General features: G+C 38.6%; 13 protein-coding genes. 2 read left to right on the top strand and 11 right to left on the bottom strand.

The window, feature by feature from the left end; genetic code table 11:
* Positions 1-9: 9 nt before the first annotated feature.
* The 11 genes from gap to recF all read right to left on the bottom strand — a co-directional run bounded on the left by gap (position 10) and on the right by recF (position 10474).
* A complete protein-coding gene (gene gap, locus VIH09_RS02505; RefSeq protein WP_331577546.1) occupies positions 10-1014 on the bottom strand; it encodes a type I glyceraldehyde-3-phosphate dehydrogenase in 1005 nt (334 codons plus the stop codon).
* A gap of 87 nt (positions 1015-1101) precedes the next feature.
* On the bottom strand, positions 1102-1971 hold the full coding sequence (lipA, locus tag VIH09_RS02510; RefSeq protein ID WP_331577548.1) for a lipoyl synthase: 870 nt from the start codon (positions 1969-1971) through the stop codon (positions 1102-1104).
* A gap of 339 nt (positions 1972-2310) precedes the next feature.
* Positions 2311-3123 carry an energy transducer TonB gene (locus VIH09_RS02515; RefSeq protein WP_331577550.1) on the bottom strand — a complete coding sequence of 271 codons (813 nt, stop codon included), beginning with the start codon at positions 3121-3123 and terminating at the stop codon, positions 2311-2313.
* A 168-nt stretch (positions 3124-3291) separates the two neighbouring features.
* The gene (locus tag VIH09_RS02520; protein ID WP_331577552.1) at positions 3292-3843 is read right to left on the bottom strand and encodes an RNA polymerase sigma factor; all 552 of its coding nucleotides are present in this window, start codon (positions 3841-3843) and stop codon (positions 3292-3294) included.
* Positions 3834-4940: a glycosyltransferase gene (locus VIH09_RS02525; protein ID WP_331577554.1), complete on the bottom strand. Its 1107-nt coding sequence runs from the start codon at positions 4938-4940 to the stop codon at positions 3834-3836. Before VIH09_RS02525 ends, VIH09_RS02520 begins: the two co-directional genes overlap by 10 nt.
* Positions 4941-5013: 73 nt before the next feature.
* Positions 5014-5628 carry an FMN-binding negative transcriptional regulator gene (locus tag VIH09_RS02530; protein ID WP_331577556.1) on the bottom strand — a complete coding sequence of 205 codons (615 nt, stop codon included), beginning with the start codon at positions 5626-5628 and terminating at the stop codon, positions 5014-5016.
* A 30-nt stretch (positions 5629-5658) separates the two neighbouring features.
* Entirely contained in the window at positions 5659-6672 is a 1014-nt protein-coding gene (murB, locus tag VIH09_RS02535; protein ID WP_331577611.1) for a UDP-N-acetylmuramate dehydrogenase, read from the bottom strand.
* A 188-nt stretch (positions 6673-6860) separates the two neighbouring features.
* Positions 6861-7928 (bottom strand): glycosyltransferase, encoded by a 1068-nt coding sequence (locus VIH09_RS02540; RefSeq protein WP_331577558.1) that lies wholly within the window; start codon positions 7926-7928, stop codon positions 6861-6863.
* Between the two features lie 9 nt (positions 7929-7937).
* Entirely contained in the window at positions 7938-8615 is a 678-nt protein-coding gene (locus VIH09_RS02545; RefSeq protein ID WP_331577560.1) for a DUF2461 domain-containing protein, read from the bottom strand.
* An 11-nt stretch (positions 8616-8626) separates the two neighbouring features.
* Positions 8627-9322, bottom strand: coding sequence for a thioredoxin domain-containing protein (locus VIH09_RS02550; RefSeq protein ID WP_331577562.1), 696 nt, complete (start codon positions 9320-9322; stop codon positions 8627-8629).
* 72 nt (positions 9323-9394) lie between these two features.
* On the bottom strand, positions 9395-10474 hold the full coding sequence (recF, locus tag VIH09_RS02555) for a DNA replication/repair protein RecF (protein WP_331577564.1): 1080 nt from the start codon (positions 10472-10474) through the stop codon (positions 9395-9397).
* 245 nt (positions 10475-10719) lie between these two features.
* On the opposite strand from recF, the gene VIH09_RS02560 reads away from it, so the two are divergent.
* A complete protein-coding gene (locus VIH09_RS02560; protein WP_331577566.1) occupies positions 10720-11493 on the top strand; it encodes a tetratricopeptide repeat protein in 774 nt (257 codons plus the stop codon).
* A 100-nt stretch (positions 11494-11593) separates the two neighbouring features.
* On the top strand, positions 11594-12169 hold the full coding sequence (gene ribH, locus VIH09_RS02565) for a 6,7-dimethyl-8-ribityllumazine synthase (protein ID WP_331577568.1): 576 nt from the start codon (positions 11594-11596) through the stop codon (positions 12167-12169).
* Positions 12170-12313: the final 144 nt, after the last annotated feature.

Raw genomic sequence — 12313 nt, forward strand, 5'->3', positions numbered from 1 at the left:
TGCGATTTTTTAATTTTTCATCTTTTTTGTCAAAAGTATCAGATCAATTATTCTCGAGGAATAGCCTATTTCATTATCATACCAGCCCACAACCTTTACCATTTTGTCTATTACCGAAGTCAGTTGGGCGTCAAAAACGCAGGAATTCCGGTTGCCAATAATGTCCACTGAAACGATGGGGTCTTCCGTATAATCCAAGATTCCTTTCAGGCTGCCCGCTGCGGCGCTTTTGAAGGCAGCGTTTATTTCCTCTATCGAAACGATGCGTTTTACGTTGAAGGTAATATCGGTCAATGAACCATCAGGCACCGGGACGCGAATACCGCAACCGCCAATTTTGCCCTCTAATGTAGGGAAAATTTTTGACAATGCTTTAGCTGCTCCAGTTGTTGTAGGTACAATGGACTGGCTTGCTCCGCGGGCCCTTCGCAAATCTTTGTGCGGTTGGTCATGCAAACTTTGATCTGTCGTATAGGAGTGAATCGTTGTAATGTAAGCCTGTTCGACACCACAAAGCTCATCTATAACTTTCATCATCGGGGCGGCATTATTGGTTGTGCAGCTTGCATTAGATATGATAGTTTCCGTTCCGTCAAGGATAGAGTCGTTAACCCCGAGAACAACTGTTTTTATGGTGTCCACCTCGGAAGGGGAAGAAAGGATCACTTTTTTTGCGCCCGCAAGGATGTGTGCATTAAGTTCTTCATACGTCTTGAATTTTCCGGTTGATTCAATTACGTAATCAATGTTTATGCTCTTCCAATCTAGGTTTGAAATACTTTTTTCGTGAAAAAACAAGAAATGGCTGGGGCCGACCAGAATTCCTTTTTCATCGGCACTGACGGTGTAAGGCAAAACGCCATGAATGCTGTCGTATTTTACCAAATGTGCCATTGTTTTCGTGTCGGCAATATCGTTTATGGCCACGACTTCGATAGTGGGATGGTTTAAAAGCAAACGAAATACATTTCGGCCAATTCTTCCAAAACCATTAATGGCAACTCTTGTTTTCAATATATTTTTGTTTTAAAAGTTTCAAGTTTAAGGCTCTCATCTTGAGATGGGCGGATGAAACTTAAAGGTGAGATGTTTTTTTAAAGTTTAAAGAATGTGTTTCTGCGCTTTATAAGAAGAACGAACTAGCGGGCCGCTTTCCACATGACGGAAACCCAATTCCAATCCGAACTTTTCATAAATCGCAAACTGATCGGGTGTGATAAATTCCTTAACCGGCAAGTGTTTTTTGCTTGGCTGTAAGTATTGTCCTATGGTTACGATATCCACATTAACCGCACGCAGGTCTCTCATGGTTTGAAAAACTTCCTCTTCACGCTCGCCAAGACCAAGCATAATACCTGATTTCGTCCTGTTGATTCCCTTTTCCTTTAGGTACCTCAACACTTCTAAACTTCGGTCATATTTTGCTTGAATGCGCACTTCGCGAGTCAATCTGCGTACCGTTTCCACGTTATGCGAAACCACTTCGGGATTGGCTTCTATAATACGATCTATATTTCTTTTTATATCCTGAAAATCAGGAATCAGAGTTTCCAGAGTAGTCGTAGGGTTCATCCTACGAATTGCTTTTACGGTTTCGATCCAAATGATGGAACCGCCATCTTTCAAATCGTCTCTGTCAACACTGGTTATCACCGCATGTTTGATGTTCATGATTTTTATAGAACGCGCCACTTTCTCGGGTTCATCCCAGTCTACCGTTTCTGGTCTGCCGGTTTTAACACCGCAAAAACCGCATGAACGGGTACAGGTGTTTCCCAAGATCATAAAGGTTGCTGTCCCTTCACCCCAGCATTCGCCCATGTTTGGGCAACTTCCGGATGCGCAAATCGTATTCAAGCTGTATTTGTCGACTAAGCCTCGAAGCTCGGTGTATTTTTTTCCTATCGGTAATTTTACTTTCAGCCATTTTGGCTTTGCAGTCGGTAAAGTATTTTCTAAAACAGTTTCCATATTTCATTTTTCAAAGTACAAATATAAGGAAAGCGGATTTAAATCAAAGGGTTTAGCCCCCAAGCTTTAGTATTGATTTGCTACAGAAAAATTAACCCAAAATTTCAGAAGCCATTTCCAGCTTTTCGTTTCATCTTGCATTTAGAAATGGTTTTTTCTAGGACAATAACGGAGCTTCTTCCAGTCGCTCGTTTTTATCAAGAAGAAAGTCATTTCTAAACACAAGGATGTTCACTGCAATCTGGGCTAGAGAAGTCCTTGTTGTGAGACATTTTGGGATTTAAATGACAATAAAAAAGCAGAACCTCTAGATTCTGCTTTCCGTGCTTGGATCTAAAGTTAGTTCATTTGAACTGTGATGGGTAAATTGTAGGATGTTCGTACTGGCTTTGAACCAATCATTCCGGGTGCCCATCTAGTTTTCAAAGATTTCAATACCCGTATGGCTTCTTTTGCCAATCCATATCCTGGGTCGTTTTTAACTTGAATATCGGTCATACTGCCGTCTTTTTCAACCACAAACGAGACATAAACACGTATGCTTCTTTCACCGTTTATATCTGGGGTTACAAAAGTTTTGCCGATGTAAGTATAGAACTTGGCAATGCCGCCCGGGAATTCAGGGAGTTTGTCCAGAATTGCCGCCGTTACGACCGTATCCCCATAGTCTGTGGGTGGAGCGCTCGCTGAACCACTTCCTTGGGAATAATTGGGATTGGCTATTCCGATACCTGTGTCAGTGCTCTGTTTTATTTCAACAATCTCATTGTTTGTCGGAATGTCAGGACTTGCCAGTGGAGCCGAAACAATAGTAGGATTAGCAAGTTGTTTTTCTGCCGTCGCTTCTACAGGTTTTTGCGCCACAGTTTTAAGTGGAATTTGTTTTTCGATTTTTTTTGTTTGAGGCGGTGTGATCGTCGTTACCTGAATGATTTTGTCAAGAGGGTCTTGGGGCACGTTCTTCTCTGCATTAAAATAATTTAAAACTCTTGGAATGCTCATTAAGGATGCACATAGAAATAGACCCATAAATAGCGCAAACATAGATGTTCGTGAACTTTCCTGACGAAGTTGATACGCGCCATACTCTTTGTTTCTGTTCTCGAAAACTAGATTAATCCAGTCGGTTTCGTAAATGCTTAGTTTTGACATATTTCAAGGATTTAATGGTTAGGTAGCAGTTAAATCATAAGCAGTTGTTATTTTAAATAACAACGAAAACGGTAAGAATTTTATTGTTTAAAATGTTAATTATTTAAAAATTAAGCAAGGATGGTGATAAAATTGTCGTGTATGTTTGGTTTTTTAACGAAAGTGGAGTTATCGTTTATTTCGGATAATCTCTGCCAATAATTTTTTGGCGCGAAGTAGTTTGACTTTAACATTACTCAAGGGTTCGTCAATGGCATTGGCGATCTCCTGATAACTCATTTCCTGAAAATACCGCAACTGGATAACTTCTTGGTAATGAGGTTTCAGTTCCTTTATGTATCGCAGTAACTGAGAAAGGTTTTGTTCGGTGATTAGTTCGTCTTCTTTGGACGGTGTGGTGTCCGCTATGTTATATGCCTTCTGGTCCTCTTTGTCAGTGATTTCTACAAAAAGGCTTGATTTTTTTTTGCGCAGCAAATCAATATGCACATTTTTTGCAATACTGATGAGCCAAGTGTTAAACTGGAATTCGGGATTGTAAGTGGCTATCTTGTCAAAGGCTTTCGAGAAAGTTTCGATTGTGATATCCTCCGCATTGGTTTCGTTTTCGGTCCGTTTTAACATGAAACCATAAACTTCGTTCCAATAGTGATTCAATAGAAAGGTAAAGGCGGCTTGGTCCCCTTTTTTTGCTTTTTCTATTTGTTTGTTTATTTCCAATGTACTGGTTTTGAGAATGTATTCGTTATAAAGATATTAATTTGTGTGAATATAAGTACTAACTCTATAACCGGGAACCAATATTTTAAATCATTCTCCTTTAGCTTGCCTGCAGAAAAACCAACGACTATCCAAGCGCAGAGGTATCTGGTTGCTATCAAGCCCAAGACCAATATCCACTGAAATTGAAAGGATAGTAATACGACGGGCAGCAAGATAAATAACAATTGGGAGCAATAGAATGTTCCTAATTGCAGCTTGTCAAATTTTTTATAATGGTTTGCAGTGGCAACATGTCTTCTTTTTTGTGTGATCCACTCCTTAAATGTCGTTTTAGGTTTAGAATACGTGAAGCTTTCTGGAGCATAGTTTATGGCGGTGTTTTTCCCTGCAGCCGCTTCGTTGACAAATAAATCATCATCCCCGGAACGAATTTGAATGTGGCTTATAAAGCCGTTTACGTTAAAAAACTCTTCTTTTTTATAAGCTAAATTTCTTCCTACGCCCATGTAGGGAAGCCCTATTTTTGCCCATGAAAAATATTGAATTGCCGTGAGCAAAGTCTCGAAACGAATCAACTTATTAAGAAAAGAATTTGTTATTTTATCATAGCCGCCATATCCCAACACAATGGTTTTGTGCATGGTAAACTGCGAAGTCATCGCGGTGATCCATTCTTTGGAAGTCGGGTAGCAATCGGCATCCGTGAACAATAGGTACTCTTTTTTTGCCGCTTTGATCCCCAGGGTCAGCGCGTACTTTTTGTTGCCCCAGAAGGCCTCGTTATTCTGTACTTTTACCAAGCGGATGTTTGGGTATTGTTTTTCAAAATCTTCAAAAATTTCCAAGGTATTGTCACTCGAAGCATCGTCAATAAGTATGATTTCAAAATCGGGATAATCTTGTTCGGCCAATAATGGGATAAAATTGGCTACATTTTCTTCTTCGTTTTTGGCGCAAACAATAACGGATATCGCGATTTTTTTGGGTGTTATTTTTTGCGCTTTCGCAAAAGCAAATTTCCCGAAAACACCCAGATAAAAGGAGAGTTGAATGGCAACGACAATAATAAAAAAGTAAAGGATCGGTATAAGCATTTGAGTTTTATGTGTTATTAAATCGAGCGCAAAGGTAATTCGCAATTGCCAATTATCAACATGATAGTTTCAATTACTTTCGGCATTTTTTCATTTCATTAGCCACGGCAACGGACTGGCTATTTTCTGTTTTTTCTAACTCCAAAATTATGGTTGCATGGTCGATATCGTCACGATTTTGCGACATTTTTTTCGTGGCTTGAATTTCTTGAATCTCGATCTCGAAGGCCACGATTCCGCGGGTTTGTATCATCGTTTTCTTAGATAGGTCCTCTATTCGAACGGGATTTTCAGAATGTTGTTCGTATTTGTCTACGAGCTTTTTAAGCGAGTTGGTTACCGCCTCGCCTTCTATGATTTTTATTTTCCCGTAGACATGGACCGCAATGTAATTCCAGGTAGGCACATTTTCATGATTGTACCAGGAAGGCGAGATATAGGAATGTGGGCCAGAGAAAATCGCCAAAATTTGGTCGCTATCAGCAAAGCCTTTCCACTGTGGGTTTTCTTTTGAAATATGACCCAGCAAAATTTCCTTTCCCTCTTTATTCGTGTCCAGTTCTAACGGAATATGCGTCGCGCACAATTTTCCATTGGTTTGATTGACTAGAATCCCGAAACTATTCTGAACCAGAAAAGTCCTGATTTCCTCTTGATTTTCGTTCTTGTAGATATCTGGAATGTACATGTCTTTGGTGTTAAAGATTTCGATCTGATATTATATCACATTGACTTCGGCCTCGATTTGAATGCCGAACGTATCAAAGATAGTTTCCTGAATGTTCTTTGAAATATTCAGGATTTCTTGTCCTGTGGCATTCCCGTAATTCACCAAAACCAAGGCTTGATTTTTGTGTATTCCGGCATTTCCAAAACGCTTGCCTTTGAACCCCGCTTGTTCAATAAGCCAGCCCGCGGGAACTTTCACTTCTGTTTCGGAAATGTCGTAATATTTCATCTCAGGAAATTGCCGATGGATTTTTTCGAAATCCGATTTTAACAATATGGGATTTTTAAAGAAACTGCCGCTATTCCCGAGTTCTTTGGGATCCGGTAATTTGCTTTGGCGAATGGCTATTACCGCGTTACTGACGTCTTTTAGAGTGGGACTGGCGATATTGTTTTTTGCCAATTCGGTTGTGATGTCTCCATACGAAATGTTGATTTTGTGGTTGCATTTTGTCAATTTAAAAACAACGGAGGTGATGACATATTGGTCTTTCGCCTCGTTTTTAAAAATGCTTTCTCGGTAGCCAAAACGGCATTCGTCTCTTGTGAATTTTTTAGTCTGTTGGTTTTCTTTGGAAAGCGCTTCGCAAGAAACGAAAGTGTCCTTGATTTCAGTACCGTATGCACCTATGTTTTGAACTGGGGTGGTTCCTACATTTCCGGGAATCAGGGACATGTTCTCCAAACCGCCTAAATTCTGGTCTATGGTCCAAAGTACAAATTCATGCCAATTCTCCCCAGCTTGGCTTTCAACCCATGCGAAATCTTCGTTTTCCGCAATGATTTTTTTGCCTTTCAAATTGATGTGAATGACCAAAGCGTCTATGTCTTTTGTCAGAAGCATATTGCTTCCTCCCCCGAGGATGAATTTTTTCTCTAGTTTGTTTTGTTCTAAAACGGTTTTCAATTCGGACACGGATTGAACCGCGACAAACTGTTTTGCTTTGGCTTCAATGCCAAAGGTGTTGTAATTTTTTAAAGAGAAATTGTTTTGTATTTCCATTTCCATAAAAGGGAGTTCTTTATATTGTTGAATTTGAGTCCCAAAAGTAAGGATTAAAATTTATTTGTGTATTATTTTATCCAGCGATGCCTCATAAATAATGGCGCAATATGGGGAATCGTTTGGCAGTCTTGTTTTTGTCCGCTAATAGCGGCTTTGCCGCAAAACCGCGTTAATGCTACACATTGCTAATTGGTGGTATTTGCGTCAATTAATTCGTGGTATTTATCGGCAATTATTCGCATGTTGACTTTGTAATCGGCATTGTTTTCGACAAATTTTCGGTTCATCAAAACCGCTTTTTTCCTAAGGTCTTTATTTTCAAATGACCATAACAATTCCTCTGCCAGCATCTTGGGGTCATCTAAAGCAATGAGTTGGCCGTTTTTACGATGCTGTATCCAACTTTGATTGCCTGGAATATCGGTTACTATTGGGAAACAATTCGATGCCATGGCTTCAAACAGTGATGCCGAAACCCCTTCGGTTATAGGCATGCTGATGTAAAAACTGGATGCCTGTAACAATTTTGGTAATTCCGTATTGGGAATGCGTCCGGTGAAAAGGACCTTATTTTCTATTTCTAATTTTTTAGCTAAATTCTTTAAAATGGCTAGCTGCGTTCCGTCCCCTACGATTGTGAGGGTAAAATCGATGCCTTTTTCATTTAAAATGCCAAAAGCCTTTAGAATTATGTCATGGCGGTATTCCGGCATCAATGAGCGGGTTACTATGGCGGAAATTTGGTCTGGACTAGCGGTGTTCCTGTTTTCGAATTTTGTCAAGTCAATACCCTTTGGCAAGACCAGCACCTTTTCCATATCAACATGGGCTTTTGCCATCGAAATAGCCATTACTGGTCCCCAGGCATGGATTAGAGTTGCTTTTTTGAAAGCATAATTTTGCAATGCTTTTTTGAATGGTAAAAAAGGGGAGTTTTCGGGCCACAAATCAGTTCTTCCCTGTTGCGCTATAGCGATGGGCTTGACTCCCGATAAGGCGGCCAAAAATCCGTAACTCGTGGTTCTTTCGGCAATAACCATGTCAGGTCGATGCAGTTTTACTAATTTTTTTATTTTGAAGAGGGCAAATTTAAATTCTAAAATTCGCATCAGTTTATTGTAGAGTGAATTACTGGGGGTTTTTAGTTCCCAGCTGATAATTTCAAAATCACCAAACTCTTTGAGACCATTCGTCCAAGTAATGGCGTCGGCTCTATAGGATTCTCCAAGAAAAAGTATTTTCCTTTTTTTCATGGGGATATATTAAAACTCTTCAGTGGTTAATGCCCTATTGACGAATTCGTTTAAAGGTTTTAAAAGAATCAACTTTTTGCTCATTTTTGAAACAAAATCTTTCTTGTTGACTTCGGAAATATCGAATTTTTGGGAAGTCTCAAAACTTTTTAGCTTTAACAATTCAATCGCGGGATGGTCTTTTTCGTAGCCTCTTGGAGGATTCTTAAGCATGCTTTTTTCATTTCGATCAAAATCGCCAAACTCTTTTTTAAAATCGCTATTACTGAGAATTTCTTCTAAATCTTCGTGGAAATAGGCGATTTCTTTGCGTACTTTTTTTAGGTCTTCCGATTCGGGTGCATAAAAACCACCAGCAATAAAACTGGCGTCTTTTTCGATGTGAACGTAATAACCCGCTCGGTTTTGACCTTTGGTGCCCGAAGAAAGCCAGACGCCCAAATGTGATTTGTAAGGGGACTTGTCTTTTGAAAAACGGATATCACGATTGATTCTGAAAGTGCAGTTTTTTACCTCTAGCATTTCTAACGATGAATCCATAGGTTTCATGGCGTCAAGAAAATCAGAAACTAGTTCTTGGTAGTCTTTTTTGAAAACTTCGTATCTTTTTTTATTATCCAAAAACCAATCCCTGTTGTTATTGTTTTTTAGATCTTCCAGAAATTCTAAGCTGTCTTTTGAAAGCATTTATTGACTTATTACAATTGTTTTCTTAAATCTTCTTCATCTATAAACCCGGAATGTTTCCATTTCACCTCTTTATTTTCGTACAGTATTAGTGTAGGAAGCTCATCAATTTTCATGTCATGCATCAGGGTCTTGTTTTCATCGGCATTCAGTCGAACGATAACCACTTTGTCAGCTAATTCCGCTTGCATTTTGGTAAGATATGGGGACATTTTTTTGCAAGGGGCGCACCATTTAGCATAAAAATCGATCAATACCTTTTTATCCGTATTCAATAATTCATCGTATTCTTGACTGGACATTCCAATGATTTTATCCGATGGCTTAGAAAGACCTTCCGCATCCCATTTTAAAAAACCACCTTCCAGCTCATAGATGTTTTTGAATCCTAATTCTTCTAATTTTTCGGTTGCTTTTTTGCTTCTTCCGCCGCTTTTGCAATAAACAAAAACAGGTTTTGTTTTATCGAACTTTTCGGATTCTTTAGCGAAACTGTCCCCCAGCCAATTCACATTTTCGGCATTTTCTATATGGTCGGAGTTGAATTCTTCTGGCGTGCGGACATCCAGAATTTGTGGGTTTTCGGTTGTGTTTATTTTTTCGGCAAAAGCTTTTGCCTCGATGGTTTTGATGTTTTTTGTCGTTTGGCCGTTGCAGGATAAGATGACAAAGGACAGCAATAGGAAAAATATAGAACGGAATTTCATTTGTATTTGTTTTAGAGAATGAATAGGCTAAATTAAGTAAATTTTCAGGACTTGGATGGTTTAAATTACTATTTACAAGTTAAAGATTTTATATGATTGGTGTGTCGATTTAACGATAGCTTCCGTCCGCTCGGGATGCGTATCTGATATAAAGAGCTGCCCAAAAGTGTCGCTATTGACCATTTCGATTATTTTGGCAACGCGGCTTTCATCTAACTTGTCAAAAATGTCATCAAACAATAAAATGGGTTTGACGCCACTTTGTTTCTTCAGGAATTCGAATTGTGCCAGTTTTAAAGCGATTAAAAAAGATTTTTGTTGTCCCTGAGAACCAAACTTCTTAATAGGGTGTCCGTCGATTTCAAACGAAAGATCGTCTTTGTGCATGCCAACACTGGTGTATTGTAATGCGCGATCTTTATTGATGTTCTCTTGTAACAGAGACAACAAGTCTTTTTCGAACAAATGACTTTCAAATACCAGTTGCACTGTTTCTTCAGAGCCCGTTATCGCGTGATGGTGCGCATTGAAAATAGGCAAGAACTGTTCGATAAACTCTTTCCTTTTTTCGAAAATATACTTTCCAAATCCGTCGAGTTGCTCATTGTAAATAGAGAGGGTGTCATTTTCAAAAACGTGATTTAAAGCAAAATATTTCAGCAAAGCATTGCGTTGGCTCATCACTTTTTGGTACTGGATGAGCTGTTTCAAGTAATGGGAATCCAGTTGGGAGATGACGCTATCCATGAATTTCCGTCTGGTTTCACTGCCTTCCACTATCAAATCGCGGTCTGCAGGCGAAATGATAACCAGTGGAATAAAGCCAATATGATCCGAAAATTTGTCATATGATTTGCCGTTGCGTTTTAAAACTTTTTTCTGGCCTTTCTTCAAACTGCAAACCACTTGTTCGTTTCGTTCGTTTTTTATGAATTCGGCATCTATCACGAAAAACTCCTCGCCGTGTTTGATATTTTGGACAGCTAAGGGGTTGAAATAGCTTTTGCCGTAGGATAAATGATAGATGGCATCAAGGACATTGGTTTTTCCGATGCCGTTTTTACCTACAAAACAAATTATTTTACCCTCAAATTCGAAGTTGGCCTCCGAAAAATTCTTATAATTGAATAGTGAAATTTTTTTTAAATACATCTTTAAGGCTTGCTGCTATTGAAGAGTTTGTTGTTTGGGATTGTGTTGTTTAAAGTGGGTGCAAATTATTGAAATTTATCGATATAATGGGTTTTTTAATGTTTTCTGTCGTGATTTTTTTATCCTTATAAGTAAAGTAATGTTAACCAGAATATATATTTTTTATATTTATCTATAAAATCCTAATTTTTTTGCGTCGGTTTGAATAAAAATTTTATTTTTGCGGTTCACTAAATTAAAATTAAATGGCTACTTACAGTAAAAGAGGATATAAAGCACCAAAAGAAAAAGCGGTTGATGATGCGGCTGAAAACATTAATATTGATGAGAAAGACAGCACGACAGCGGGTGTGTTTTCAACTTTAGATGAAACAGCTTCAAAAACGGAAGCTTTTGTGGCTAAAAATCAGAATTTCATCATTGGTATTGTAGGGGCGGTTGCTTTAGTAACTATTGGTTATTTAGTGTATCAAAAATTTATCGCTGAACCGAAACAAGTCGAAGCAGCGGAAGAAATGTTCGTAGCTCAACAAAATTTCCAACAAGCTACTGACGGAGTTGCCAGCGATTCATTATATAAGTTGTCTTTGAATGGTTCTGAAGGTAAATTTGGCTTTGTAAAAATTGCCGATGAATATTCAGGAACTGATGCGGGGAATTTAGCTAACTATTATGCGGGTATGGCTTATCTAAATACGGGTAAATATACTGAGGCGATTGATTATTTGGGCAAATTCAAATCTGAAGATATAGTTTTGAGTGCTTTGGCAAAAGGAGCAATTGGAGATGCGTATGCGCAAAATAAACAACCAAAAGAGGCTTTAGATTATTATCTAAAAGCAATCGCAGCAAACAAGAACGATTTCACTACGCCACGGTTCTTGCTAAAAGCTGGTAAAACGGCTCTGGAATTAGGAAAGAAAGAAGATGCACTGAAATATTTCACGGATATTAAAGATAATTTTGATTCAAGCCCAGAAGCTGCTTCGATAGATGTATTGATCGGATTAGCGCAATAGTCAAAATGATTTAAAATTACTGAATTTGATTTTAGATTGTTGATTCAAAACTCTATCTTTAACATACAGATTCAAAATGTAAATCAAAAACTATAATCAAATGGCAACCGTAAATAAAAATTTATCCATTTATGATAAAAACACCGTTCCAAAGGCGAAAGATTTTCGTTTTGGAGTTGTTGTGGCAGAATGGAATGAAGTTATAACTGAAGGATTGTATAATGGTGCGCATGAAGCCTTTTTGGAAAACGAGGTTCCTGCTGAGCACATTATCCGCTGGAATGTTCCGGGAAGTTTCGAACTGGTTTATGGATGCAAAAAAATGTTGCAAACTCAAAACGTCGATGCCGTAATCGCAATTGGTTGCGTGGTCCAAGGGCAAACCAAGCATTTTGATTTTGTTTGCGAAGGAGTAACGCAAGGAATAAAAGATTTGAATGTGCAGACAGACATTCCCGTTATTTTTTGTGTTCTTACTGACAACACCATGCAACAGTCCATTGACAGAAGTGGCGGAATCCACGGAAATAAAGGTACCGAAGCTGCAATAGCGGCCATCAAAATGGCTTTTATTCGCCAACAGGCATCTTTGACGCATCAAAAGGATCATCAGCATTTGCTGTCTGCCGGTGCCATGCAACTGGAAGAGGGGACGCCTTTAGAATTGAAGGAATAAAAGAGTAAATATTTAATTGTGAAACCTATACTGTTCTAAAAACAGTATAGGTTTTTTTTGTTTCATTTATGATGAACTAAACTATAAAAGCCAATAGAAATTCGTTAAATTTGTGCACTTTGGTTTTTAAATAAAAACGTAAAC

Origin of the sequence: Flavobacterium sp. (assembly GCF_036515215.1) — a bacterium.
Lineage (GTDB): Bacteria > Bacteroidota > Bacteroidia > Flavobacteriales > Flavobacteriaceae > Flavobacterium.

Excerpts from the sequence above, each read along its gene's own strand:
- lipA (WP_331577548.1), bottom strand. The coding sequence starts at position 1,971 with ATGGAAACTGTTTTAGAAAATACTTTACCGACTGCAAAGCCAAAATGG.
- VIH09_RS02515 (WP_331577550.1), bottom strand. The coding sequence starts at position 3,123 with ATGTCAAAACTAAGCATTTACGAAACCGACTGGATTAATCTAGTTTTC.
- VIH09_RS02525 (WP_331577554.1), bottom strand. The coding sequence starts at position 4,940 with ATGCTTATACCGATCCTTTACTTTTTTATTATTGTCGTTGCCATTCAA.
- VIH09_RS02530 (WP_331577556.1), bottom strand. The coding sequence starts at position 5,628 with ATGTACATTCCAGATATCTACAAGAACGAAAATCAAGAGGAAATCAGG.
- murB (WP_331577611.1), bottom strand. The coding sequence starts at position 6,672 with ATGGAAATACAAAACAATTTCTCTTTAAAAAATTACAACACCTTTGGC.
- VIH09_RS02540 (WP_331577558.1), bottom strand. The coding sequence starts at position 7,928 with ATGAAAAAAAGGAAAATACTTTTTCTTGGAGAATCCTATAGAGCCGAC.
- VIH09_RS02545 (WP_331577560.1), bottom strand. The coding sequence starts at position 8,615 with ATGCTTTCAAAAGACAGCTTAGAATTTCTGGAAGATCTAAAAAACAAT.
- VIH09_RS02550 (WP_331577562.1), bottom strand. The coding sequence starts at position 9,322 with ATGAAATTCCGTTCTATATTTTTCCTATTGCTGTCCTTTGTCATCTTA.
- recF (WP_331577564.1), bottom strand. The coding sequence starts at position 10,474 with ATGTATTTAAAAAAAATTTCACTATTCAATTATAAGAATTTTTCGGAG.
- VIH09_RS02560 (WP_331577566.1), top strand. The coding sequence starts at position 10,720 with ATGGCTACTTACAGTAAAAGAGGATATAAAGCACCAAAAGAAAAAGCG.
- ribH (WP_331577568.1), top strand. The coding sequence starts at position 11,594 with ATGGCAACCGTAAATAAAAATTTATCCATTTATGATAAAAACACCGTT.